This is a genomic window from Chitinivibrionales bacterium (assembly GCA_035516255.1).
Classification (GTDB): domain Bacteria; phylum Fibrobacterota; class Chitinivibrionia; order Chitinivibrionales; family FEN-1185; genus FEN-1185.
This window is the reverse complement of record DATJAL010000031.1, coordinates 50,558-75,471: the sequence shown is the minus strand read 5'-3', so window position 1 is coordinate 75,471 and position 24,914 is coordinate 50,558. Positions and strand designations below refer to the sequence as shown.

Here is a 24,914-nt window from a genome sequence, read left to right as displayed (position 1 = left end):
TGGATTCATGGCCCGACGGGACAACGCTTACGGCTGGTTTCATCTCTATAACATTGGCCGTCCCATTGATACGTTTCTTTTTCTCCACTGTCCTTGTTAACTACCACAATCTTTTTTTGTTTGACAAATGACCGAAAATCAATTTCGTAGCAACTCTCTTTGTCATCGCAGGAACCTCCAGGCAGAAGCCTCGCGTCTACCACGTCATGCTCAAATATTTTTCTTATTTTCTTATCAGAACGAACTTGATAAATGTTTAAAACCCTTCGAGTTGTAGCGGTACCATAACGGTGGTCTTCCCAGGAAACGATTTCACGCACATCACTTCCTAACAAATTAATCAGGGTAATTTTTACGACTTTTTGGGATTCTATTTCGGTGATTTTATGAAATCCGCAATCGTAAACAAGGATTTTCCCGGAGGTTGGGGGTGGATTTGCAGTGCCGATGACATAGCCGTCATTTTCCGGAGGATTGATTTTACCGTAGCATGCAAGCAATAAATAATCCTTTCCATCGAGAACTGAATCGAAATTGGCAATTTGAATTTCGTCCGCAGCGTTTTCATTAAAGATTAATTGATAACCGTATCCCTTGCCTGTCTTGTTCTCATTGACTTTCCAAATCGGACAACAGGAATCTGAATCTATTGCATGAGCAAGCTTATTAAAATTATAGCCCCTGTTATTGGTCGCCGCATTTGTACTTAATAATAAGAGAGAACATGTAATTAAAAATATTTTCATTTTATCTGACCTAAAGCCGCGACTTTCCTTTTCTCTCTTATTTCTTGACCCACGCCGTAACCGCGTCGGGTTTCTGCATTTTTCCCTTAAAATATTTTTAAAATTGTTCCTTCGGCCCGACCTAAAGGTGCGGGCCACTCTCTATTTTTACTCCTTTGCGGCCCACGCCGCTGCCGCTTGCCAGCACTTTTTGGCATCATCGCCGCATTTTTTTAATGCCTCTGCGAACGCCGCATCATCCACACCATTGTTGCACACCGCCGCGATGCAGAGCCCCACTCGTGCCGCGTCACGCCTGAGATCTTCCCATGAATAGCCTTTCGTAAACAGGTGTGCCGCGAATTCAGGAAGGCCTTTCACGTTTTCGGCGCAAACGGGCGGCATGTTTTTCTGCGCCTCATGCGCCCCATGGTACTCAACTATCGACCGGCAGAACATCAGCGTGTCTTCCAGCAGCTGTTCGGCGGTGATCGTCTTCTGCTGAAGCCTGTTCTCATGCTTCACGCACGCGAAAAAACTCTCCCGAATCCCTGACAGCTGCGGCCCTGCCCCGAGCAGGAGGCTTACATCGAACACGTGCTTGAGCCGCTGCGCCTCCTTGCCTTTTCCCACCGGAATCCCCAGGGTGCCGGGCCCGAGCGTGAGCAGCTTGTCGCCGATAAGGCTTGACGGGAGCGGCATCTCTGCCCGTATCACGGAGGTGAAAAGCGCGCCGCAGGCAACCGGCATGTCCTTGGTGGCATACGGGCTGCGCGTGAGCTGGGCGTCGAGCATCACAAAGGCCTCGTCTTCCTTTACGTAATGCGACTTGTAAAAAAGATAGTAGCTCGACAGCGCGATCCACGGCTTGGTCTTGTGCTGGCGCTTGGTCCATTTGGAGAACACCCCGCACTCGGCAGTGATCTTGTCGAGCACCTCCTCGATGCGGCTCACGGGCTCGTCGGTCGCGATGTCAACGTCGATGGAAAAACGCCGGGGATCCTGCAGGATGACCAGCAGCGAGTTGCCGCCCTTGAACTGGAACGACAGGTTTGCCCATGCAAGCTCGGCCACGAGCTCGAGGCAGTGGACGGCCTGCTCGGCAAGCGCGAGCGGCGCCGCAAACGCGTGGGATTCAATATGCTCTTTTGTGAACAAAGCCGGCGAGGCTATGGACATCGGCGCGCGCTCCTTTCGGCCTTTGTGGAACGGTATATTTTATCCTTATAATGGTACTATTGGTTATTTACATTAGAAAAGAACTTTTTTAACCGTTCCAATCCTTGGAGAACAACATCCCCATTATAAGATTTTATATTGATAAATAGTAAGTTATTTCGAATCACACCCAGTCCTAAAACAAATTATTTTTTGCCCGATCAGGAACCATATCATGAACAACTTTTCTCCCCTCCAATCCCCCGACTTCTTCGACGCCGCCTATTGTGAAACCCCGCCGCGGGAAGTCCGCGAAGATGAACTGCGCGCCCTTTTTTCTTCCGAACAGGGATGGAAAATTCCGGCACTACGCCGGTCGGAATTCATCACCCGGTCGCAGCGCGGCAAAATCCCGGCCATTGCCGGGTGTTTTGAGCGATCGCGGTGATCTTCGCAGCATCCAAATAATCCTCCAATATATTATTTAATTTGCCTTTTAAATCAAATCATAAAAATAATCAGCAATCTCATTGATTCCGCATTACATTATACCTATATTTTCCAATAATAATAGAGCAGTGACGGCGTATGGTGAGGGGGAAAGTCAAGGGCTTGTTACGCATCGCGTGCGCTTTTCTCAGGGCATTGCTTTGAGGCGGGTACGCGCCAATGAAATTTTATTCCTCTCATCCGATTTTTGTAACCGCGAGCGCTGTTGTAACCGCCGGTATTCTTTGTGCTTCCGCCGGCCAATCCGTCAATCTCACCGGCATTGTCAAAGATTCCTCCACGCAACAGGCCATAAGCGGCGCGACAGTCAGTCTCAAGGGACTTTCCCTGTCCACCACAACGGACGCAAACGGCGGCTATTTACTTGCCGGAAACTCAATTCGTTCCCTGAAAAGTTCGAGTCCGTTTAATTACTCCCCTGTTTTCCAGAACAATGCCCTTTTCTTCGGGGTTGCGAATAACGGAGAGCGCGTCCGGCTCGAGGTGTTTGACCCTTCCGGCCGGCGCATTGCGGCGCTTGTTGATGAAAAGGTAAGCCAGGGATCATACCGGATCAATCCGCTGGCGGCCATGCCCATCGACAAAATCTACCTTGTCAAGCTGCAAACCGGTGATCGCACAGCGATATTCAAGGCACCTCTTGTTCAAGACCACGCTGCTCCCCCGGGGGGGATCTCCAGAAATAGTAGTCTGGCAAAGGTCTCGGCGGTGACCGATACGCTTGTCGTGTCAGCAGCGGGGTATAAAACCGTCCAAAAGGCGATCTCCTCCTACGCCGGCGTCAACGATTTCCTGCTTGCCGCAAATAGCGGCCATCGCGGTATCATCTCGTTTGAAAATGGCTCCTACCAGAGTTGCATTGTCCCCCTTGTCATCACCCTGGTTGATTCCGATCTCGTTGGACCCACCGTTCCGGTGAAGGTGAAAAGCACCACGGACCCTGCGGGCATAACGGTGCCGCTGAAAAAAATACCCGGCCTTGTCGGCGCCTATTCCGACAGCGTCTTTTTCTCTATTGTCAAATCCGATTCCGCGAAAAAACTCATCGAGGTGCGGGACCAGGACGTCGTCGCCGCGTATTACGCCGACGCGTCGCCGCCGCAGACCGATTCCGTTTCGACAACATGGGCCGGCCAGCCCGCAACGGTCCAGCCCGGCGGCTCCCCCTTTCTCGGCGTGATCACGCCCATGCCGATCCACGTGTGGGACCCGGACGTCACCGACTCCTCGCTCACGGTGTGGGTGAAAAGCAAGAAAGACACGGTGGGGTTCGCCGTGAAACTGCTGGCGGCCGGCGGCGCCGGCGACTTTTTCGGCCAGGTCTGGTTCTCCCTGAAGGGTTCGTCGGGCGACAGCGTGCTTGCGGTGATGGGCGCGGTTGCCGACACCATCTCGATCGTATATCACGATCTGACCCCGCGCCAGGACATCGTGGCCGGTTACACCATCTGGCTGCCGGTCCTGGGCATAATGTTCCTTGATTCGGCCGCATACCATGGCATTGCCGGCAGCATGACGATCAACCTGAGCGATAATGACATCGCGGATAGCACGGCCGTGGTCTCCGTGACAAGCAAGAAAGACCCTGCGGGCATCAAGGACACCCTGCGGGTGACGGGAACGACAATCAGGAATTTCATCGGCACGGTCGGGTTCACGACCGGCGCGTCGCGGCCCGGGTTCATCTCGGTCGCCGACGGCGATACGGTGAAGGTCACGTACATGGACGATTCGCCGGTACAGCCGGTGACCCAGACGGCGGTGTGGCATTCACAATAACGAGAACTCATGTTGACAGAAGGGAATAATATATTTCTTGTCAACGGTTAGCATTCAACTGTCAACCTGTCAAATAAATTTCATAAATGCGCGACAAAACAAGGAGGCTGCCATGTCCGTAAAATCCTGCCTTTCAACTATCGTTATGATATTCATTCTGGCGGCAACGTGTTTCGCCGAAACCTACACGCCCGAGCCGTCCAACCGCGTGACGATCAACCTCGGCGAGACGCCGTGGAAATTCACCAAGGGCGACGTGGCGAACGCCCAGAGCCCGACCTTCAACGACGCCACCTGGAAGGACGTAGGCATTCCACACTGCTGGAACGACACCGACACCTTCATCAACCAGGGCAGCGGCGGCGGCGACGGGTCAATGCTCGGCGGCACGTGCTGGTACCGGAAGCACTTCACCCTTGACAACCAGTACTCCGGCAGGAAGATATTCATCGAGGTCGAGGGAGCGCACGTGGGCGCCGCGGCGTACATCAACGGGACGTTCATTCCCGGCAACAGCGCGCTCAATCCGAACGCCACGCACGTGGTCGGGTTCATCGGGTTCGTCGTGGACATCACCTCGAGCGTACAGTTCGGCGGCGCCGACAACGTTTTCGCCGTCCGCGTCGGCAAGAGCGGCGGCTTCTATACGGACCCCGGCTTCTCCGAGGTGTTCAGGTTCGGCCAGGAGGACGGCGGGCTTTTCCGGCCCGTGTGGATGCACATCACCGACAAGGTGCACGTCCCCCAGAACGTGTACTCGGTGCTCAACCAGTGGGGAACCTACGTGGTGACGAAGTCGGTTGCGGGCGACGGGTCGTCGGCGACGGTGGAGATACAGACGAACGTCCTCAACGAAAGCGCGGCTTCCCAGAACGTGACGCTCACCACGAAGGTGGTTGACATACGCAACGGCAACAACGTGGTGCTCAGCCTCGATGCGACGCAGTCAATCGCCGCGGGCCAGAGCTACGTGTTCGACCAGACCGGCGACGTCGCCAATCCCACCCTCTGGTATCCGAACAACAGCACCTTCGGCACGCCGTATCTGTACAAGGTTTATCACATTGTAAAGGTCGGTTCGGCCACGCTGGACCTGTTCGCAGACCCGCTCGGGATCAGGGTGATAACATGGGACAAGAATTTCCCCTATATCAACGGCCACAAGCACCTGCTCGACGGCGGCGCCTCTCGGTACGATTATCCGGCGCTGGGCTCCGCCGTGCCCAACGAGCAGGAATTCCGCGACGCGAAGCTCATGGCGCAGTGCGGGGGCAGCCTGTGGCGTCCGGGACATTCATCGTGCAGCAAGGGGTTCGTGGCCGCGTGCGACAATTACGGCATCATGCTCGTGCAGCCCAGCGGCGACGGCGAGAACGGGTTCGCAAACACGGTGTTGACCGACAACAAATACATCCTGAAGTCGGAGCTCCACAGGGACATGATCGTCCGCGACAGGAACAATCCATCCATACTCGCCTGGGAGGCGGACAACGGCGTCACGGCAACGGTCGTGGCACAGGCGCTCAAGGCGATCTCGGTGCAGTGGGACCCCATCAACACCCGGGCGCAGGCCGACCGGACCCCCAATCCGGCCAACGGCGACATCCTTTCCTGCACGCTTTCCGGATGCGAGATAGGGGTGAAGAACCAGTACCCCAACAACCCGGCGTGGTGCGCCGAGGCCTGGAACAGGAGCTCGGCGAGGTTCGCCTACGACTTCGAAATCGCGTTCGCGGCGCAGTACTTCCAGAACTGGAGGGCGAGCGTGGCCGCAAACTGCTTCGGTGTCTGTCAATGGTACATGGCCGACACTCCCGGCGAGCAGGCCGATTATCTGGAAGGTGTGACGGCCGCGAACGTGCGGTCGACCGGGACCTCGATGATGGACTTCAACCGCTTCCCCAAGATGCTGTACAAGATTTACCAGGCGGCCTGGGTTCCCTATTCGATCAGGCCGGTGGTGTCGCTTGCGCATCACTGGAACCGTTCGGGAACCGTACGCGTCAACGCCTTCAGCAACTGCCCGAGCGTCAGGCTTTCACTTAACGGAACAGTCATCGGCACCAAGACGCCGAACCCGGCAACGGGCAGCGGCAGCAACAATGACCTCACCGAGAACACCACGCAGCTTCCGTTCCAGGCCTACTGGGACAACGTGACCTGGGCGGCGGGCACGCTTCTGGCCGAAGGCCTTGACGCAAGCGGCAACGTGGTGTGCACCGACCGGAAGGTGACTGCCGGCAACGCCGACCACATCGTGCTCGCGGTTGATTCTCCCATTGTCAAGCAGACCGGCGAGGTGTTCCAGATCAGGGCCAACGGCAGCGACGCGGCGTTCATCGTTGCGAAGGTCGTTGACGCGCAGGGGAACCTGTGCCCCACCGACAGCCATTTCATCACCTGGAGCGTTTCGGGCCCGGGCAATTACCGCGGCGGCGCCAATGCGTACGTCACCTCCGGAAAACCCGTGGGCTACCACTCCCCGCTCGACCCGGAACTCGAGGCCGAGGGCGGCCTGAGCAAGGTGGCGGTCCGCTCCACCTTCATGCCGGGGACCGTGAACGTTACTGCGGCGTCACCAGGATTGACATCCGGCACTGCGTCATTCGCCACCGTCCCCATCGGCATGACGCCGGTGTACCGGCCCGCGGCGTCTTTTTCAGCGGCCGCTTCCCTGCCGGCGTTCAAGCTGGAAAATGCAAAAGGCGTGGTCCGGTATTTCATAGACCAACCGGCGCATGTCGCCGTTGATATCCTCAACGCGAGCGGCAAAGTGGTGCAGCGGATCGCAGGCGCTCAGCAGGACCGGGGCTGGCATTTGGTGCAGTTGACGGGAGCATCAACCGGGAGCGGCTCGGTGAGCGGGATTTATTTGATCCGGGCAAATGTGGACGGGAATGTATTTGTAAAGAGAGTGTTTGCACTGCGATAAATCGTTCCTACGACAAATCTGGGCGTTCCCCGGCAGCATCATACTGCTTTACTTTAGAAAGAAAGCATTTGCTCTTTGCCGCTGAATCCTGATATATTTCAAACGTAAGGTTTTATCCATGAACGCAGCAAAGTTCATCCGCTGTCTTTTCATCCTCAATATTTTTATCTGGCTCGCAAGACTTGAGTCAGGCTTATGCGTCACATCGGATAATTCTGAGATCAAAGCCAAATCTTCAATCGAACTCGTCATTCATGACCATCCATCAATTAATATCACCTTTTGCAATACATTTTTCTCCCCTATCCGGCAGCCGGATTGTTCCCGTGAAAACCCGTGCATCAATCAATTTGTCCAGACCGAATATAATGCCTTCGCCCTTCAAGTCTTAAAATTGCACAGCGTCAACAACGGTTTTTTTCACCCCTTGATCTCGATCACCCAGAAACACTCCATCTGGCATCAATCCGCCGACGACATTCACTCCAGCCGCATCTGACAGTTTTTTTGCATCTTGAATTTGCGTTTTCCTGACTGCATAAACCATTTCATTTACAAGGGATATTATCATGCCGCATATAAACACGCTCGCCAAACTCGACCGTTATATAAAACGCCTTAACGGCTGCTCCATTGAATACGATCTTTCCCCTTATCATGCAGTGCTTGACAAAATCAAGTCCCTTGCTCCTTATTTTAAAATCAAAACCATTGCCGCTGAATGCACCTCGCTCGCGCTGTTCCATCATGACAAGCACTGGTCGCGGTACCTTGCCGAAATGACCGAAATACGCGAAGGCATCCACCTGCGGAAAATGGGCGGGCTGGACCCGCTGTATGAATTCCAGAAATTGAGCATCCATATTTTCGAGGTCATGCGGCAGCACATCGAAGATGACATGGCAAAGGCGTTCGGATAATTGACAGAAAAGAAGGCAAGTGACGGCGCTCTTGAAACAAAGGCGCCGTCGGCCACATGGGCATACCTCATCAACGACAATCTCAGCGACCCAATGCTGGAGGTGCAATTGAAAGGTAATCTGGGACTCTCGATGTGGGCGGGGTTACTATGGCCCCTGACGGGATTATATTTTCTGGTAAGAAGGCTGGCGAAAAAGAAGGAAGGCGCCTGAAATTGAAATAATCCTGCCGCCGAAAAACACGCCGGAAAATGGGATCGGCAGGGTGCAGATCCGGGACATCGGGTCTGCAATGGAAAACAATCTTGACCGGAAGACCGGCAGAGGCAATTTTTTGAGAACCGGGGGTTTTCAGGAAAATAAAAATCAAATTCAGGGTGGACTTGTTTTGTGAAACATGATAGGATTATATGTTGATCCATAAACAAATATTCTGTTTTATCCGCATGAAAATAATTTTAAAACATTTTCACCTACACTATTAACCCAAGGAGTTTTTATGAAGAGGATTGCACTCCTCGCCATTCTCGGGCTCGTTTTCATGAGCTTTACCGTGTTCGCCCAGACCGATTCTACCGCGTCAACCGATTCGGCCTCCTCCGCGCCCAAGGTTTGCAAGCTCGACAGCATCGCGTTTGGCACCGGCGTCGAATCGCGGGCGCTCGTGGGTGTCACCAACGTGTTCGAACCGACGTCGCGAAAGGTGTTCTGCTGGACCAAAATTTCAATCGACCGGGCGCCGGTCACGGTGAAACACGTGTGGTACAACGGCAGCGAAAAGGTGTTCGAACTGCCCCTGCGGCTCAAGTATGCCTCAGGCCGTCTCTGGAGCTATAAGACCGTGACGCCGGGCGACTGGAAAGTGGATGTCGTCAACGAGCAGGGCGAGGTGATCGGGTCGGGGACGTTTACGGCGAAGTAATAGTATAAATATTTTTCGGATATTTTATATTCAGACCGGCGCAGGTGAAAATATTGTGCCGGTTTTTTGTCCAGGTAAATAAATAAAAAAATCCGGGCGCCCCGCCGAAGGCGAGGGGAACGCCCCTATCTTCCAATAATAGCACAAAAGTCTATTTCGCCGCCTTCTTCTTTTTCCCGCCGGCCGCCTTTTTCGTTGAATCCGCAGCCTCGTCCTCTTTGGCCATCGCGCAGTCGGCAACGGCAAGGATGCTGCCCCGGTCAACGAACATCCTTATGGAAACGTCCCAGCCCAAGCCTTGCTTAAAGTCCTCTTTTTTCGTGACGTCCTTTTCGGCCCGCTTGATGCAGTCGCCCAGCAGCTTCTGGTCGATTTTCAGTTTCGCCAGCGCGTTCCGCATCTTCGTGGTGACCTGCGAAAGCGCCTGTTTCTGCGCCTCGGCGTTTGCCGCCATGACGTCCTTGTTCACCGAATGGCCGTTGCCGACGATCGAATCGGCCCTCACCTGGTCCTCCTGGTGGACAAGCTCCTTCTCCACAAAGCCCCAGGTTCCGTCCATCGCGATGAGCACGTACTTGCCCCCGTTCACCGGCACCGTGAAATCCCTTTCGAAGCTCGGCGCCTTTCCGCTCTGCAGCACCCAGGTGTTGTCCTCCTTGAGCACGATCTTGACGCCGTCGAGCGTGGTGAGTACCATCTCTTTCGCAAATAGCAAGCTGCAGAAAATGCAAACGGCGATGATTGATTTCATCATGATGCGGGGATGCAAAGGGAACCTCCTTTAAACGGTTAATCGACTATATGATACTGTGCCAAATACATGGTTTTTCTGAGAAGAAAAAATATATGAGACATGCGAGGATGAAAAGCATTTTCTTGCAGGATAACTATGGCTAAACATTGAAAATAATATCCTTGGTTGTCAATTTTAAAAAACTTGGCGTTCCCCTGGCAATTTTTTTCTTACTTGATTTACAAAAGGGCGGGAATTGATTTATATAGGGAAAAATCAGTTAAAACATCTTCAACAAATAAATCTTTTCAAATAAAGGAAGCATAATCCTGGTGGACACCTTCACCTCCCTCCTCACCCGCCGCAGCATCCGTAAATACGATGGCCGGCCGGTTCCAAAAGAAATAATCCGGAAACTTCTCTCCGCCGCCATGAACGCGCCGTCGGCGGGCAACCAGCAGCCGTGGCGGTTCGTGGTTGTCAATGAGCGAAAAACGCTGGACGCCGTTGCGGACATCCACCCGCACGGCAAAATGCTCAAACACGCGCCGCTCGCAATAATCGTATGCGGAGAATTGTCGGTTGAAAAGCACAAGGGTTACTGGGTGCAGGACTGCGCCGCCGCGACGCAGAACGTGCTCCTCGCCGCGCACGACCTTGGCCTCGGCGCGGTATGGCTGGGCGTTTACCCGCGCGAAGAACGGATGAAAAATATTGGTGATCTCCTGAACATGCCTGATGGTGTGCTTCCTTTCTGCGTGGTTTCTGTGGGGTGGCCTGCGGAAACAAAGGAACCTGAATCACGGTATGATGAGAAAAAGGTGCATTGGAACGGATGGTAAAATGTTATTGCAATCTTCATTTATATTTCAGCCAAATAGTTTTAAGAAAGGACGGTCGCGTTGGATTCCCTTAAAATCCTGTTCAGCATTGCGTGTATCACGGCACTAAGCATCGTCGGCCTTTCCGGGTGTTTTTCGTCTGCGCGGCAGCAATCGGGCGACAAATCCGTCACCTATTACATCCCGGATTCATCGGCGGACAATGAAATCTATTTCAACAATGTTGCCAAACATTTTCAGGAAATAGGAAAGCCGAGGGAAAAGAGTGAAGCCATGCAATTGACGGCCGCTGTTTTCATCGCGAGCCTGCCTCCGGTTGCCGAGGTGTACGAAAACAGCGAGTACGTGGGGAAAACGAACGTCAGCCTGCTGTATTTCAAGCCGGGAACCCACACGCTCGTTTTCAAATATGGGAGCGACGAATGGAAAGATGAGGTAACCCTCGCCAGCGGACGCAACAGATCGATTTTCACACAGAAAAACAAGAGGTAACGATTTAACAAACCCAGTTCCGGGAAATCGCATGAAAAAATCAACATGGTTTCCAATTATCATTGTTGCAGTCCTCCTCTGCACATCCGGTTGCAGCGACAGCTGGCGCATTCTGCGCACCGCAAACGGCGCCAAACCGAGTGTTTCGTTGAAAATCGGGATTATGCAGAGTTCGCAGGCGCCCGTTGCGGATTCCCTGCTAAAACGGCTGAGCAATAATATTCAATCCGAGGCAAACTGCAATAAAAGATTCACCACGACACCCGACACCGGAAAAGCCGACCTATTGTTTGAAATAACCATAGCCAATTATTCCCTTGCAACAGCGGAATCGCAAACCAAATTCTTCAACGTACGCGACAGCATCAATAGGCAGAACGCAAGGATAAACGATTCTATCGAGAACGAATTCGGCGATCCCACCCCCAAGCTCATCGCGGCCAACGTCATTGCGAACGCGATCTCCCTGCCGCTCGGGTTTGTTACCATAGTTTATGATGTCGGGCCGGAATACCAGCGCCTCTCCTCGAAAGACTCGAGCACTCTTCAATCCACACAGGCAAGCGCGAGAATCACCCTGTACGTAAAGCTTAAGTCGCAGAAAAAATCCATCCTATGGGAGGACGTCTTCAAGGTCCGCTTTGACCTGTACAAGCCGTTTACCGACGAACTGCAGCAGCAGAACCTGCTCATGAATGTGGTATACACCTTGATGCAGCATGTGCCGATTTACAAAGGCGCAAGCAGCAAAAAATAATGCAGGAAGTAAATAAAAAAGACATGGTAGGGGCTCGCCGCCCCTAAAACCCGGCAAGGAAAATGCTTTTTATAACAACCACCGAACCCCCTTGGAAAGGGGGTATTTTTCAATTTTTTTTTATATGCAGTAATAGAACAGTAAAGTAAATGAAAGGAGGAATAGTTGAAACCCTTTAGGTTTGCGCGGCTCTTAACTAATTTGCCAAAACCTCCTGCTGGTGTACCGCCGGATACCGCTATTATCCAAGCGCTTCATGATGGGTTACACCAGAAATATGAGCTTGGCGATATAGAACATTCAGAATACGACCACGAGTTTCCCTGCAGGATTGGAAATTTCAGGTATATTGTTTCAGCTGGCTTTGATTATGCGGGTGAACAATGGTGGGAAGTTAATTTTCGGGAAGCTCCTACCTTCCTAACCAGAATATTTTCACAATATAAAGAACCGGAAGCTACCCAACTCGCACTCGCTATCGATGACATACTCCAAAAGCAGAAATGGGCTCAAGAAATTCGCTGGTATAAGGAATTTGGCAGTTCGCCAGATAAGGATTATTCTCGACGACCAGTTTTGTCAGCATAATCCATTTAAACAGAGTCTGCTAGGTACTTGGCTGGATATAAGACCTCTTAACGTGTGCCACTGTCGTCCTCGACAGTGCCATTGATAGAAAAGAATACAACACCATGGACATTCGCGTTGTCAATCTCGAAGAAAAAGCCCGCAAGATCACCGAGCTTCACAAATACAAACTTGTTGCCGAGCTCAACGATTACCAATTCAAGATGGTAAAGGCAAAGCGCGATTTTGTCTGGCACAGCCATCTAGAGACCGACGAGCTCTTCTTCGTGGTTGATGGCCGCATGAAGCTCGCGCTGCGCGACGCTGTTTTTCCCCTGAACAAGGGCGAACTGATCGTGGTGCCCAAGGGCGTTGAGCACAAACCGGTTTGCGAAACGGAATGCACCGTTATGCTGATAGAGCCAAAGGGCACGCTCAACACCGGAAACGCGGGCGGCAGTTTGACGGATACGGAATTGGAATGGATATAATAAAGTCCTTCAACAAAATATTGGAATAACCTACGTTCGCGGAGAGGATATTTCATTTATTCTCCCCTCTCCGATTCGGAGAGGGGCTGGGGCGAGGTTTCAAGGAAAAAGCAAAAAAGATTTTTTTATCGAGAAGTCTTTAGGATAACCGTAACCTTATCAGCAATTGCTTTCACCGCGGCGTATCCTGATATAGTCAGTGCACCCTTTGCACGGAGCGAATCAAGAAACGACGGCACATATCGTGATGGGATGGTGATTGAATAAATCCTTAAGTCACCGGAATCCCTTGACTGGACACCGGCATTAAACTTCGAAGCAACCGCGTTGATGAATCCTTCCTGATCCTCTTTGGCCATTAAACGGTCCGCCTTCATTTCCGGAGCCGGCGCGGCGGCAGGGGCCGCGTAATTACCGGAGATGGACTTTTTCGCTTCCGCCATTCTCATTTTTTCGTATTGGGCAGGCTGCGGCGCTTCACCGGCGCTGTTAAAGGCGTATTGAGCGACGATTTCCCGAACTTGCCGCGGATTACTTTCTGCAATAGCGGCGCCAGCCCCGGACGGCCTGGCACTCAATTCCTCCCTTTTGCTTTTTTCCGCCTCAAGACCCGCCGTCCTGGACGGCATGGCCGACCTCGCTTCGCCTTCCGCCGCTTCGGGAGCGGCCTTTCTCGCTTCGTCCTTTTCCGACAAAGCAAGTTCTTTCGGCGCGCCCGCAGGCGCCGGCGGCGCCGCGGATCCCCTTGATGATTTGTCCGCCATGGAGCCGCCAAACCCGGCGGACTGCTTCCCGGCGACGGCAACGGAAGGCGCCTGTTCCGGCATTGCCTCGGCAAAATCCTGCGCATGCGTTTCCGGTTTCGTGCTCCGTTTCGCCTTTGCAGCGGCGAATTGTTCTGAAGGGGCTTTGGCAGGCGAAACACGCGTCTTTTCCTCTTGTTGCGCCATTGCCGCAGGCGGTGGCGTTTCCGCAGGCGCGGACGCAGCGGGCTTGGGCACGTCTTCTTCGGTCGCCTGCTGGCGCATGGTTTCCTGTTGCTGCTTCTGGGTCAAATAGGGAACATATAAAAACACCACCACCAAAACGGTCGCGGCGACGCCCAGCAGCTCGAGAGGAACTTTCACATAAAGCGGAAAGAATATTTTTTCTACAAGGCCGGCCGCGCCGGTACGATGCTGCAGTTTCTCATGCACTTTTTCCAGGAAATCCCTGGATGCGCGCACAGGCTCCATTTCGTCAAGAGCGCCGTAGTACGCCCGCACCCGCTCCAGCTCCTTTTTAAGGGATGCTGACGCGGCGAGAGCCCGCTCGACCTCCCTTCTCTCCTTTTCGCCGAGGAGTCCGCGCGCGTAATCGTGGAGTGATTCCCTTATTTCCCTGTCGTTCATGCCAAAAGCCCCTTCAGATCGTTCTGCAGCGCGGCGCGCGCCCGCGCAAGGCGCGACTTCACCGTTCCGGCCGGAACACCCGTGATGCCCTCGATTTCCTCATAGCTCTTCCCCTCGATGTCGCGCAGCACGATGAGCTGGCGGTGGATGAGAGGGAGCTTTTTTATCGCCGCCCGGATCGCCTCGCCCGTTCTCTTCCGGTCCAGTTCCGCCGAGGCGGGCGGGTCGTCGCCGGCCAGCTCGGTCTGCATCTCATTTCCCTCCCCGTCAACAGCCGGTTTGTCAAGATGCAGCGCGGTGCGCCACGCCCGGTTCCACCACGACTGGCCCTGGTTGCGGCAGGTGTTCACCGCGATCCGGTAGAGCCAGGTCGAGAAGCTCGCCCTTCCCCTGAACCCGCCGATGCTCCGGTAGGCCTTGACAAACGTCTCCTGCGCCGCGTCCTCCCCTTCCTGAAAATCGCCGAGCGTCCGCACACAGAGCATCACGATCCGGTCGCGGTACTTGAGCACGAGCCGGTCAAAGGAGATCCTGTCCCCCTGCCGGACGTTCTCGACCAGCCTGAGGTCCTCTTCGTCCTGCGCGGGATGCAAGCCCGGCTGTTCACCTGCTGCTCTGTTCATTTAGACAAGGCATAGGGGGTTGAGGTTCCATGGATGTCTATAAATTAAATGATGAATATCGAAAAAATAGAATCTGATGGATATGGACGGTAAAAATCATGAATCAGGCTGATTTTGAATTGCGGGATGGTATAATTATATTTTGGACGGACAAAGAGGTGAAAGATAAATGGATGTGATGTTTTTTCAGAATCCCTAACCGGAGCTGCTATGAATAGTATCCTTCGCCTTATTTTCCTCCACCTCGCTATTATCGCGTCATTTTCATTGCCGTTCATCTTAGTCCGCTGTTCCACTCCGTCAACCCACTACACCCCAGCCACGCCGACGGACACCGCCGACCCCTACGCCGCGGTCCGCCAGCAGTGCGTTGACAAAATAAATTCCCTGCGCGCCACCATCGGCCTCGGGCCGCTTACCTACTGGTCCGACAAGGACTCCTGCTCCGACACCGAGGCGCGGGACGACAGCCAGAGCGGCGTCGCGCACGGCGCCTTTGGACGGTGCGGCGAAAGCGCGCAGAACGAATGCCCCGGCTATGGTTCCACCGGGTCGATCGTCGGCGGATGTCTGCAGGCAATGTGGGACGAGGGGCCGGGCCAGCCGTATTCCCAGCACGGACATTACATCAACATGACCAACACGGCATACTCAAAAGTTTCGGTGGGATTTTACACGACGCCGTCGGGCAGCGTATGGACCGTGTTTAATTTCTACCAATAGAAAGATCTTTTTATGAAAAAATCCTTCACGGTGAGCGCGGTCTTTCCCGTTTCCCCTGCCGCTTTGTTCAAGGCGTGGCTCTCATCCAGGGAACATTCCGCATTCACCGGCTCTCTCGCAAGGATTTCCGCCAAAGTCAACGGCACATTTTCGGCATGGGACGGCTATATAAGCGGCAGGACCATCAAGCTGGCAAAGGACAGGAAAATCGTGCAGCGCTGGCGGACAACGGAATTCGCCGGTGATGACCCTGATTCGCTGGTCGAAATCACCCTTAAAAAAGCGAAAAACGGCACGAAGCTGACGCTCGGCCACAGCGGGATTCCCGAAGGTCAATCCTCCGATTACCGGCAGGGATGGCAGGATTTTTATTTCAAGCCGATGAGGGAATATTTTTCCAAATGACACCACGAAGGGATGCAGCATGCGATTGATCAAAATTTGTTTTATTGCCGTTTCGGTCACGCTGATTGCCGGGTGCCTTGAAGAGGTCTCCAACGTTCCGCGCGAGAAGGAGGAGGCGCTTTTCATTATAGTGAGAAACGAGGGCAATTCCGACGAAGCGGTGGACTTTTACGTTGACTCCCTGCTGGTCGGAAAGACGTTCAAGGACAAAATAACGGAAGCGGTGGTGCCGGCCGGCGAGCACACCCTCTTTTTCGAATACGACCACGATCATTACGGCACAACCATCGACATCGCGCCGAATTCGGTGATCGCGGTCCGGCAATACGTGCTGAACGCCTACATGTTTCACCGCGTCGCGTTCGATTCGCTGAACGACGACAGCCTCAATTTCTTTTTAAAGCAGAACCTGCCGGTTGTCAAATACAACTATTACGAGGCGACGCAAAAAGTGAACACGTGGAGATTCAGCCACATTCTTGCGGATTTTGAGAAGTGTCCTATTGACATCAGGACAGTGCACCCGAGGAACTGACGGAAGTGCAGTGCGGTAAATGAGTTAAAATCTGTTCCCCAAAAAAAGCCTCCCGGGGGAGGTTGGAGGGCGATATAATAAGCATTTTGTCATTTCATTCCGCAAGGGTAAGGTAATGGTGCTTCGCACCTTCCATTATGTCATTTGCCCTTTCCCTACGGGGTTTTGGGGGCAGAGCCCCTACCATGTCTTGAATTTTCTTTCTTCTATTTTATCAATCTAACATTTATAACACATACTGCTCTACATCCGCAAACTGGATCACGCCCGGCGGCCTCCCCTGCTGGATCACGGTATAGGTCCCGCTTACGGGCGCGCCGTTGCTGACATTGATGTTGTACACCACCGCGCCCGGGTAAATGCCGGTGACATACACAGTGTCGGTGACGATGCCGCTCTGGTTCAACACGTTGGTGATGGCCGTGGCCTGCCTGCCGTTGAGGGTCAGGTAAAAGTCGCGGTAGTCAACATAGTCGATGGTGACGTTCACCAGGGAAAGCCCTTTCATCATCGCGTTGTAGGTGAGCGTGCCGGTCGTGTCGCCCTGCACCTGTTCGGAGCCGAGCGACCCGAGTTTGGTCAGCTTCGCCTCGGAATGCTTGACGGTCTTGTTCATCTCGATGAAAAACTCCTTGTCCGTGACCAGCCGGTAGCCGTTGTCATAATAGTATAGGGTGCCGGCGGCGGAATCGCTTATCACCGCGAGCCGGTAGCGGTGCGGGCCCGGCGTGACGAGGGAATCGCTGCATCCGGTGGCGGTTGACGTGGTGCATATCGGCGTCCAGACGGTGCCGGTGGAATCCGAGCTTGCGGCAATGACCGTGGTGTGCGCAAAAGGCCTTCTCCACGAAAGCGCGACGCGGTCGGCATAGGCGCCGTCGGACGCGGAAAAAGCGGGAATGTATGTCGTTGTGTCAAGACGGGCCTCTCCCATGTCCGGAGCGCTGGGCAGGCTGGTATCTCCGCTGCTCAACACCGAGCAGACCCGGTAAAAGTACGCGGTATCCGGCACGGCGGTGGAATCGAGATAAAGCCGGCCCGCCACTTCCGGAGAAATAGGAAGAAAGGAATCGGACATGCCCTTTGCGCGGAACACAAGATAGCCCCGCGCGCCCGCGACGCTGTCCCAGGTGATCTGCACCACGCCGCTCGTGAGCGTGTCCGAGGCGACGACGTTCGCGGGGATGTCCTGGGAACGGTGCTTGCCCTCTGTCGGGCTGATGGTCTTGCCGCAATTGCTTAACAAACAGGAAATAAGACAGAGGATGCAAAACAAGATGACGGGCTTTTTCATAAAAACGGTCTTTAAGAAATTTGTTTCTCGGGCGATGAAGAACTTCTATTACCATAAGAAAATATTTTTTCCTCGGGTTCCACGCCATTGTTGTGTTATTATTCCAGGACCTTATACAGCTCCGTTGCCTTGCCCCTCTCCCAGTTTATATAGATTTTTTCCGATTCTTCGGTCCCGAGCGGCAGCACGCCGGTTTCACCGGCCACTTCCCTAATTTTTGCCGAATAGGCCTCGCAGAGCCAGGTTTGGCCGGGTTTTTCAAAACAGGCGCGCATGCGCTTGTAAATTGAAGAAAAATCCTCCCGGGTGACGTTGCCGAAGGAAATGTTAAGGAACTCGCACGGCTGCACGTCGCCTTTTGCGTTGAGGTAAAACCGGTCGGTCCCCCCGGCGGTGCAGCCGAACACCTCCGGCGCCTCCTCGAGAATCTGCGCGGAAATTGACGGGTATGATCGGTACGCGGCGTCGTGGTTGTAACGGTGGATTTTCCGCCTGATTGCCTCCCTATCGTCCGGCAGGATGGTTTCCACGCCCTGTTCCATGCGCGCGCCTGCCGGCTTCGGTTTTATCAATTGGATCAGGCCGGAGTTCCACTCCCTTGCCTTCTCCATTATCTTCTCGAACTCGCCGTTAAAAAAGTCCTCCCTGGGGATGCAGGCGTTGAACGTCACCGGAACGCCGGCCTCGTGGCACAGGGATACCCCGCGTTCAAGATTTTCCCACGCGCTTGCCGACCCCATGAACCGGTTGAGCTTTTCCGGCTGCGCGGTGTGCAGGGAAAACATGATGGCGGTCAGGTTGAGGCCCTTCAACTCCTTCAACCGGTCAAGGGTCATGCCGTCGCCCGTGGAATTCACCCATACCTCCGAGCGCGCGTCAATTGCGGCGCAAACGCTTTTCAGGCGGTCGTACACAAGAAACGGCTCGCCGCCCTCGACGTTGAAAAAGGCGACGCCCATGTCCTGGAGCCGCCGCACGACGCCCACCAGCGCCGGGAGAGGCATGTCCGCTCCCTTGTCGCGGCGCTGGTAGCAATGCGGACACGCATACCGGCATGCCGAGGTGACCGAGACAAGCACGGTGGCGCAGGGCAGTTTTGTCCCGAACACCGAAAACTTCTCGCATGCCGTGTAAAAGGCGCGCGAAGGAAATCCCGGCACATACAGGTCTATTCTCGCGGCATTGCCGATGCGCGCGAACTTGTTGTGCCGCAGCCTGGAGAGAAAAAACAGCAGCCGTTTTAAAAAAGCCGCGAACCGGGGCAACGAGATGCGGCCGGTGACAAGAGAAGGCAGAAAATGGAAAAATACCGCGAGCTCGAGCCGCAGCAGAAAAACCGAACGGCCAAGGCCGGTGACGTTTTGTATTCTTTTCATGCGTCCTCCGATTTATAAGTATCCTTTTTTGCGGTACCATTGCACGGCGTTGCGGATGCCCTGGCCGAGCGTGTAGTCGCAGGTAAAGCCGAGAAGCGCGCGGGCCTTTTCCGTGGAATAGCCAATCGAATCGTAAAACATGTTTACCCTGCCCCGGGAAAGAAGCGGCGGTTTTTTGCTCCGGAAAAGCGTGCATGCCGCCTCCAGCGCAAAAGCCGGCGGATACGCCACCCACTTCGGCAGCAGGCGGGGCGGTTTGAGCCCGGCCTCGGCGCAGAAAAGCCCGAATAGCTCATGCATGGGCTGGGGCCGGGGATTGCCGATGATGATCCGCTCCACGCCTTTCGGTTTTTTCCGCAGCGCGAGCGCGTACGCTTTCGCGCAGTCGCGCGCGTAAACGGCATGAAAGGTGTTCCGTTTTGATCCGGGCAGGAAGCCGAGGCCCTGCTGGACGGATTTGACATAACTGAAAAAGCCCGAATTGAATTCGCGCTCCCCGTATACCCACGCGGGTTCCAGGATCGTGCAGTTGATGCCGTGGCGCGCCGAAAACGCCATGGCCTGCCGTGTGGTTTCGGCCTTCGAGTCACGGTACCAGTTTAATTTACAGGGGAACAGCCGGTCGAGGAAATAACGGTAATGCGGATTAAAGGGGGATGTTTCATCCTTGACAAACGCGCAGTCCTCCTCGCCGTAGGACGAAATCGATCCAGTGACAATGACGTGGGCGCAGCCGTTTGTGCGGGCGGCCTCGAGCGCGTTGAGGGTGCCCCGCACATTGATGTTGAGAAAATCGGCCTTGTCGCCCCAGTCGGCGGCCATTCCCGCGGCATGGACGATCGAGGAACAGCCTCGGGCCGCGGCGGTGAACGCGTCAAGGTCGCGGATGTCCCCAATTCTGGTCTCCACGCGCCCGCCAAGTTCCTCGGGCAGCCGCGAAGGCGCGCGGACGAACGCGATGCAGGAATACCCGCAGTCGCACAACGCTTCGGCGACATGGCTGCCGATAAGACCGGTAGCACCGGTGATCAGGACTTTTTCCATGTCAAGGCACCTTTCCCAGGAGCAGCGCCGCATTATGGCCGCCGAATCCGTAGGAAACGGTCAGCGCCGTCCGTATCGGGCGGGTGACCGGTTCAAGCGGCAGATTCAGGCCTTCCACGGGGTCGTCGGTGAGGTTGCCGTGCACAACGCCCTGCGTCAGGGAAAGCGCGGTCACCGCGGCTTCCAGGGCGCCGCTCGCGCCCAGCGTGTGGCCGAGAATGCCCTTGGTCGAATTGACAAGCGGCTGTTCAGCGCGGGCGCCGAACACGGACGCAACGGCCCGCGCCTCCACGTCGTCGTTGGGCTCGGTGCCGGTGCCGTGGGCGTTAAGGTAGTCGATGTGCCTGCCCCTGGAAATTTCCGCGAGCATCCGCGCTATCTGCCGCCCCTCCTTTTCTATCTGGACGATGTTCGCCGCGTCGCTGCACGCGCGGTAATCGAGCACCTCGGCATAGACGCGCGCCTTGCGCGACCGCGCGCGCTCGAGCGCCTCCATCACCAGCAGGCAGGCGGCGCCCTCGGCAAAAAGAAAGCCGCTCCTGTTTTTTGAAAACGGGCGCGGCGGGCCGTCTTTACTTTTTGTCAATGTGCCGAGTATGTCGAACCCGCGCATGATCGCGCCGCTTTCGTCCCTCAGGTTCTCAACGCCGCCGCACAGGACCGTGTCGTCGTACCCGTCGCGTATCCGGCGGAACGCCTCGCCCACGGCGCAGGTTCCCGACGCGCACGAGGCGTTGATGGTCGCGCTCTGGCCGTGCACGCCGAAGCAGATGGAGACCCATGCCGCGGGCGAATTGGGCATGGTTGCCGGGATGACCATCCGGTTGAACTTTATCCTTTTCTGCACCGCGAGCCGGTCGAGCAGTTCCTGCGGCAGGCGGTGCGCGAGGTACGATTCGAACGCGCTCTGAAGGCCGCTCAGCCCGGTGCCGATGAGCACGCTGCAGGAACCGAGGTCCTTCACCGCAAGCCCGGCGCCGGTGCGCTCAAGGGGAAATCCCGCGTCGTCAAGCGCCAGCTTTGCGCCCGCGACCGCCATCCGGTCCTCGGGCTGCATGGCGCTTGCGAAATGAAAATCCATGCCGTAATCCCCGAGGGAGACGGCAGGCAGGGGCGCGTACCAGCGCGAGTGAAGTTGACAGGTGCGCTCAAACGCTTCGGGCACCGGCGAAACAACGATCCCCTTGCGCAACAGCGAGCGCCAGAACGCGTCCTTGCCGATGCCGATGCTCGTGACCGGCCCCATGCCGGTGATGACGACCCTACGCGGCATGATGCGCTCCCCCGCTTAAGGACTCCGTTTCCCGCGAGCGTTGCCGTTTGATCCAGCCGGTCAAGGCCGTAAGATATTCCCGGGTCGATTCGAAGCCGCGGGCCTCGATGTGCAGATCGCCCACCTCGAGCGTGTTCTTTCCATCGGCGATTGTCCTGAGGTTTTCGGTGACGGTTCCGATACGGAAAAAGCGCAGGCCCTTTTCCCCCGCTTCCCTGAGAAAATCACGCTCGGACTTTTCCGGAATGGTGCAGAGTAGTTCATACTCCCCGCATTCGGCGAAAAAAAGCATTATTGCCGGCATGGCCACTGCCTTGGCGAGCAGGACGCCGGCGCGGTGGTACGGCAGCGAATCCACGGCGTAACCGCACCGGTTGAGGTCGGCGATAATGGTGAGCGACTTCCAGACGCCGTCGCTTGTGTCAATGCAGGAGGATGCATTCCGCTTCACCAGCGCCGATTCCCTGGCGCGGAGCCTGAACCTGATGCCGGGCAATCCGGGAACGCCCCTTTTTCCAAACGGCGACATGCCAAGCGCGGCCTGCACATTTCCCGCGCCGACACGCCCGCTCAAATAAATACGGTCGCCAGGCCGCGCGCCCATGCGGGTGATCGGCTCGCCGTCGCACGACCCGATGATGGAGACGCAGCACCGCCATTCCTGCGCCTGCCCGCAATCCCCCCCCATGAACCGCGCGCCCGATTCACCGAGCGCATCGGCCACCCCCCTGCCGAACTCCTCGATGAACTTCCCGTCCCATGTTTTCGCAACTGTCAACGAATGGGCATAGTAGTGCGGCGTGCCGCCGCACGCATACACGTCGCTCAGGGCGCCGGCGGCGATGTTCCAGCCGAGCAGCCGGGGATCCTGTTCGCAAAACCTGTCCTCCTCGGAAAATTCGTCCGTGGTGAAAAGAAACTTCTGCCCGCACAGCGATATGATTTCGCAGTCGGATTCATTGCACCGGTTCAAGCGCCCCTGTGGAAGAACAGCATCCAGTATGTTGATGATCTCTTTTTCACCGGGCATGGCCGTCTCCAATGATCAGTTCAAGAGGGTCGGTTGACGCCGAAATGACGCATGGGCAAACGCCCGCCGGGTCGCCGTCAAACTCGACCTCAAGGCCTGAGCCTCCGGAAATCCAGATGCGCGCGCCGTACTCCAGCGAAATATAATCGCGGCCCGCGGGAATTTCCTTGCCCCCGTAAATCAGTCCGAGCACCGCGGCAATGTTCAGGGGCGACAGCTTTTTTACCGTGAGAACATAGAACGTTGCGTCGAGCGGCGCGGGCGCGTTCCGCACCTGGATCCCCGAAGCGATGTAGCGCGTTCTGCCCACCGCGATGTCATACACGCCGGTGAGGGTGCGACGGTTTCCGTCGATATTGAGAGAAACCGTGCCGGGCCGGTACCTGCGCAACAGGTTCATCAGGGAAAGAAAGGTTCCGGCGAAATCACCGGCATACCGCCGTATGCCGCTGTTCGCGGCGCGGGCGAGGGCGGCTCCGAGCCCTATGTTCGCGCAGCAACCGAAGAACTGCGGCGGTGTGGCCGTGCTTTCCGTCTGCGAACCCTGCGGCGCAGTGCAAGCGATCCTGCCCACCCGCACCGGAATGGTTGTCCCGGCCGCAACGGCGTGAAGGGCGCCCTCAAGCGACCGTGGAATGCCGTAGCTCTTGCAGAAATCGGGGCTGGTGCCCGTGTGAATCACTCCCATCCTGGCGCAGGAAATCCTCTGTCCATCGGCGTTGAAAAAACCGTTCAGCACCCGGTTGATTGTTCCGTCGCCGCCCACGGCCACGACGACATCGTACCGTTCTTCGTTGGCGCGTTTCGAGAGCGCAAAGGCATGTTCGAGCGAGGTTGTCATCTCGTAGTCAAGGGAAATGCCTTCCTGTTTGGCAAGAGACAGCAGCTTGCCGGTCAACGCGCCGCTGCGGCCGTTGCGGGACATGGGATTGATCACGAAAAAGTGTTTCATCGTTTGGCCTCGCATCCTATCGCGGCGACGCGCCGCTCTAATTCGCGCGCGTCAGCCTCATCCACCTTTGCGCCGATGATGAGCCTCAGCACGCCTTGCTCCGGGGGCACGGAAGGCGGAATGAAGGGCGTTGAGAATATCCCGTTCTCGAAAAACAGCTTGGCCAGCAAAATGGTGCGTTCGGAGGAACCGCACATAACCGCTGCTATGGGCGCTTCGCCGCCGGCCAACGCAAATCCCGCATCTGTCAACTGCGCTTTTAGAAGAGCGTGATTGTCCCACATTTTCTTCCCGCGGACCGCGAACTCATCCGAAATGATCTTCATTGATGCGAGCACGCTGGCCGCGGCCGACGGCACCAATGCTGTTGAATAAATGAGTCCTGAACAGTTATAGCGGAGATATCCGGTGAGCGCCTCCCTGCCCGCAATCACGCCCCCGGTGCCGGCGAGAGCCTTGCCGAGCGACGCGGTATAGATTCCCTCGAAACCGCTGATGCCCGCGTGCTCGAGGATGCCGCGGCCGTTCTTTCCGATGACGCCGATACCGTGGGAATCATCGATGACTGCCGTCGCATCATAGCGTCCGCACAGGTCGTTGATGACATCAAACGGCGCGATGCTCCCTTCGGTGGAAAACACCGACTCGGTCGCAACAAAAACCCTTCTGAAGCTCCGGGAGGCGGCAAGTTGCTTTTCAAGGTGATCCGTGTTGTTGTGCAAAAATGGCTTGACACATGCGCCGCTTGCCCGTATGCCCTGGATCAGCGACGCGTGCGCGTAGTGGTCGACGATGACCGCGTCTCCCGCGCCGGCGATGGAACTGAACAGCGAGTTGTTCGCCTGATAGCAGGAGGGAAAGGCCACCGCCGACTCGAGGCCCGTAATGGCCGCGATGCCCGCCTCAAGCTCCGCCAGAATTCCGGCATAGCCCGCCGCGATCGGCGTGCCGCAGAACGATGCTCCGCAGCGGTTCACCGCCTCCGCCATCGCGGCCTTGACGCGCGGGTCGGCCGCCAGACCGAGATAGTCGTTCGACGCCAGATCGAAAAGCGGCGCGCGGTCCGCCTTCAGCCTTCCCGCACCTCCCCGTTCCAATTTCTGGTAGTAAGGATTAAAACCGGCGCGGACGGCAAGGGACAGGTCCGTTTTCAGTGATTGATAAAGGGTCGAAGGTTTCATGGCTGTTTCCCCGAAACATGGTACTTTTTCGAAAGCAGTTCCACGATGTCGGAAACCTTTTCCATGCTTTTGATATCGGTCTCTTCCACCGTGATGCCGAACGCGTCCTCGACTGCGTTGACGATCATGATGGTGCCGAACGAGTCCACCTCAAGGTCCTTGCGCAGGTCGCTCTGCAGGGTGACCGCGCCTTTTTTCTCAATGTTTGAACGGACGAGATCTAAAACTTTCACCTCGATGTCCATTGTCGTCTCCTTGG

Annotated in this window: 28 protein-coding genes; 15 read left to right on the top strand and 13 right to left on the bottom strand. The window is 55.7% G+C overall.

What is annotated here, in order from left to right; genetic code table 11:
- Positions 1 to 5: 5 nt before the first annotated feature.
- Positions 6 to 884, bottom strand: a complete 879-nt coding sequence (locus VLX68_09595; GenBank protein HUI92486.1) for a hypothetical protein — start codon at positions 882 to 884, stop codon at positions 6 to 8.
- A 9-nt stretch (positions 885 to 893) separates the two neighbouring features.
- Positions 894 to 1,904: a nucleotidyl transferase AbiEii/AbiGii toxin family protein gene (locus VLX68_09590; GenBank protein HUI92485.1), complete on the bottom strand. Its 1,011-nt coding sequence runs from the start codon at positions 1,902 to 1,904 to the stop codon at positions 894 to 896.
- A 214-nt stretch (positions 1,905 to 2,118) separates the two neighbouring features.
- Here VLX68_09590 and VLX68_09585 point away from each other — a divergent pair, with 214 nt between their 5' ends.
- The 7 genes from VLX68_09585 (at position 2,119) to VLX68_09555 (ending at position 8,946) form a co-directional block, all read left to right on the top strand.
- Positions 2,119 to 2,331, top strand: a complete 213-nt coding sequence (locus VLX68_09585; protein HUI92484.1) for a hypothetical protein — start codon at positions 2,119 to 2,121, stop codon at positions 2,329 to 2,331.
- A 221-nt stretch (positions 2,332 to 2,552) separates the two neighbouring features.
- On the top strand, positions 2,553 to 4,172 hold the full coding sequence (locus tag VLX68_09580; protein ID HUI92483.1) for a hypothetical protein: 1,620 nt from the start codon (positions 2,553 to 2,555) through the stop codon (positions 4,170 to 4,172).
- A gap of 112 nt (positions 4,173 to 4,284) precedes the next feature.
- Positions 4,285 to 7,104: a DUF4982 domain-containing protein gene (locus VLX68_09575; protein HUI92482.1), complete on the top strand. Its 2,820-nt coding sequence runs from the start codon at positions 4,285 to 4,287 to the stop codon at positions 7,102 to 7,104.
- Between the two features lie 118 nt (positions 7,105 to 7,222).
- Positions 7,223 to 7,603 (top strand): hypothetical protein, encoded by a 381-nt coding sequence (locus VLX68_09570; protein HUI92481.1) that lies wholly within the window; start codon positions 7,223 to 7,225, stop codon positions 7,601 to 7,603.
- Positions 7,604 to 7,673: 70 nt separating this feature from the next.
- Positions 7,674 to 8,024, top strand: a complete 351-nt coding sequence (locus VLX68_09565; GenBank protein HUI92480.1) for a hypothetical protein — start codon at positions 7,674 to 7,676, stop codon at positions 8,022 to 8,024.
- The gene (locus tag VLX68_09560; protein HUI92479.1) at positions 8,025 to 8,237 is read left to right on the top strand and encodes a hypothetical protein; all 213 of its coding nucleotides are present in this window, start codon (positions 8,025 to 8,027) and stop codon (positions 8,235 to 8,237) included. It begins immediately after the preceding gene.
- A gap of 286 nt (positions 8,238 to 8,523) precedes the next feature.
- On the top strand, positions 8,524 to 8,946 hold the full coding sequence (locus tag VLX68_09555; GenBank protein ID HUI92478.1) for a DUF2914 domain-containing protein: 423 nt from the start codon (positions 8,524 to 8,526) through the stop codon (positions 8,944 to 8,946).
- Positions 8,947 to 9,097: 151 nt separating this feature from the next.
- On the opposite strand, the gene VLX68_09550 is transcribed toward VLX68_09555, so the two are convergent.
- A complete protein-coding gene (locus VLX68_09550; protein HUI92477.1) occupies positions 9,098 to 9,715 on the bottom strand; it encodes a hypothetical protein in 618 nt (205 codons plus the stop codon).
- Between the two features lie 296 nt (positions 9,716 to 10,011).
- Between VLX68_09550 and VLX68_09545 the strand changes: the two genes are divergently transcribed.
- The 5 genes from VLX68_09545 (at position 10,012) to VLX68_09525 (ending at position 12,828) form a co-directional block, all read left to right on the top strand.
- Positions 10,012 to 10,521, top strand: a complete 510-nt coding sequence (locus VLX68_09545; protein HUI92476.1) for a nitroreductase family protein — start codon at positions 10,012 to 10,014, stop codon at positions 10,519 to 10,521.
- Positions 10,522 to 10,581: 60 nt separating this feature from the next.
- Positions 10,582 to 11,013 (top strand): PEGA domain-containing protein, encoded by a 432-nt coding sequence (locus tag VLX68_09540; GenBank protein ID HUI92475.1) that lies wholly within the window; start codon positions 10,582 to 10,584, stop codon positions 11,011 to 11,013.
- A 31-nt stretch (positions 11,014 to 11,044) separates the two neighbouring features.
- The gene (locus tag VLX68_09535) at positions 11,045 to 11,770 is read left to right on the top strand and encodes a hypothetical protein (GenBank protein HUI92474.1); all 726 of its coding nucleotides are present in this window, start codon (positions 11,045 to 11,047) and stop codon (positions 11,768 to 11,770) included.
- Positions 11,771 to 11,935: 165 nt separating this feature from the next.
- Positions 11,936 to 12,358, top strand: a complete 423-nt coding sequence (locus tag VLX68_09530) for a hypothetical protein (protein HUI92473.1) — start codon at positions 11,936 to 11,938, stop codon at positions 12,356 to 12,358.
- Positions 12,359 to 12,462: 104 nt separating this feature from the next.
- Positions 12,463 to 12,828 carry a cupin domain-containing protein gene (locus tag VLX68_09525; GenBank protein HUI92472.1) on the top strand — a complete coding sequence of 122 codons (366 nt, stop codon included), beginning with the start codon at positions 12,463 to 12,465 and terminating at the stop codon, positions 12,826 to 12,828.
- A gap of 125 nt (positions 12,829 to 12,953) precedes the next feature.
- Here the strand turns inward: VLX68_09525 and VLX68_09520 are convergent, their stop codons facing one another.
- Together VLX68_09520 and VLX68_09515 are read right to left on the bottom strand one after the other, a co-directional pair.
- Positions 12,954 to 14,219 (bottom strand): hypothetical protein, encoded by a 1,266-nt coding sequence (locus VLX68_09520; GenBank protein ID HUI92471.1) that lies wholly within the window; start codon positions 14,217 to 14,219, stop codon positions 12,954 to 12,956.
- Positions 14,216 to 14,842: a sigma-70 family RNA polymerase sigma factor gene (locus VLX68_09515; GenBank protein HUI92470.1), complete on the bottom strand. Its 627-nt coding sequence runs from the start codon at positions 14,840 to 14,842 to the stop codon at positions 14,216 to 14,218. The genes VLX68_09520 and VLX68_09515 overlap by 4 nt, the downstream gene beginning before the upstream one ends.
- 210 nt (positions 14,843 to 15,052) lie before the next feature.
- On the opposite strand from VLX68_09515, the gene VLX68_09510 reads away from it, so the two are divergent.
- From VLX68_09510 to VLX68_09500, 3 genes are read left to right on the top strand one after another with little or no spacing between them, the layout of a single operon-like run.
- Positions 15,053 to 15,565, top strand: coding sequence for a CAP domain-containing protein (locus tag VLX68_09510; GenBank protein HUI92469.1), 513 nt, complete (start codon positions 15,053 to 15,055; stop codon positions 15,563 to 15,565).
- A gap of 12 nt (positions 15,566 to 15,577) precedes the next feature.
- The gene (locus VLX68_09505) at positions 15,578 to 15,970 is read left to right on the top strand and encodes an SRPBCC domain-containing protein (GenBank protein ID HUI92468.1); all 393 of its coding nucleotides are present in this window, start codon (positions 15,578 to 15,580) and stop codon (positions 15,968 to 15,970) included.
- A 19-nt stretch (positions 15,971 to 15,989) separates the two neighbouring features.
- Entirely contained in the window at positions 15,990 to 16,505 is a 516-nt protein-coding gene (locus VLX68_09500; protein ID HUI92467.1) for a hypothetical protein, read from the top strand.
- 226 nt (positions 16,506 to 16,731) lie between these two features.
- Here VLX68_09500 and VLX68_09495 read toward each other — a convergent pair whose 3' ends face one another.
- From VLX68_09495 to VLX68_09460, 8 genes are all read right to left on the bottom strand, one after another.
- The gene (locus VLX68_09495; protein ID HUI92466.1) at positions 16,732 to 17,799 is read right to left on the bottom strand and encodes a hypothetical protein; all 1,068 of its coding nucleotides are present in this window, start codon (positions 17,797 to 17,799) and stop codon (positions 16,732 to 16,734) included.
- 98 nt (positions 17,800 to 17,897) lie between these two features.
- Entirely contained in the window at positions 17,898 to 19,175 is a 1,278-nt protein-coding gene (locus VLX68_09490) for a radical SAM protein (GenBank protein HUI92465.1), read from the bottom strand.
- A gap of 12 nt (positions 19,176 to 19,187) precedes the next feature.
- Entirely contained in the window at positions 19,188 to 20,219 is a 1,032-nt protein-coding gene (locus VLX68_09485; GenBank protein HUI92464.1) for an NAD-dependent epimerase/dehydratase family protein, read from the bottom strand.
- 1 nt (position 20,220) lies between these two features.
- The gene (locus tag VLX68_09480; GenBank protein ID HUI92463.1) at positions 20,221 to 21,492 is read right to left on the bottom strand and encodes a beta-ketoacyl-[acyl-carrier-protein] synthase family protein; all 1,272 of its coding nucleotides are present in this window, start codon (positions 21,490 to 21,492) and stop codon (positions 20,221 to 20,223) included.
- Complete coding sequence (locus VLX68_09475; protein ID HUI92462.1) at positions 21,482 to 22,522, bottom strand: thiamine-phosphate kinase; 1,041 nt, start codon at positions 22,520 to 22,522, stop codon at positions 21,482 to 21,484. Before VLX68_09475 ends, VLX68_09480 begins: the two co-directional genes overlap by 11 nt.
- Positions 22,512 to 23,474 carry a diacylglycerol kinase family protein gene (locus tag VLX68_09470; protein HUI92461.1) on the bottom strand — a complete coding sequence of 321 codons (963 nt, stop codon included), beginning with the start codon at positions 23,472 to 23,474 and terminating at the stop codon, positions 22,512 to 22,514. The genes VLX68_09475 and VLX68_09470 overlap by 11 nt, the downstream gene beginning before the upstream one ends.
- Positions 23,471 to 24,655: a pyridoxal phosphate-dependent aminotransferase family protein gene (locus tag VLX68_09465; protein HUI92460.1), complete on the bottom strand. Its 1,185-nt coding sequence runs from the start codon at positions 24,653 to 24,655 to the stop codon at positions 23,471 to 23,473. The genes VLX68_09470 and VLX68_09465 overlap by 4 nt, the downstream gene beginning before the upstream one ends.
- A complete protein-coding gene (locus VLX68_09460; protein HUI92459.1) occupies positions 24,652 to 24,900 on the bottom strand; it encodes an acyl carrier protein in 249 nt (82 codons plus the stop codon). Before VLX68_09460 ends, VLX68_09465 begins: the two co-directional genes overlap by 4 nt.
- Between the last annotated feature and the right edge of the window lie 14 nt (positions 24,901 to 24,914).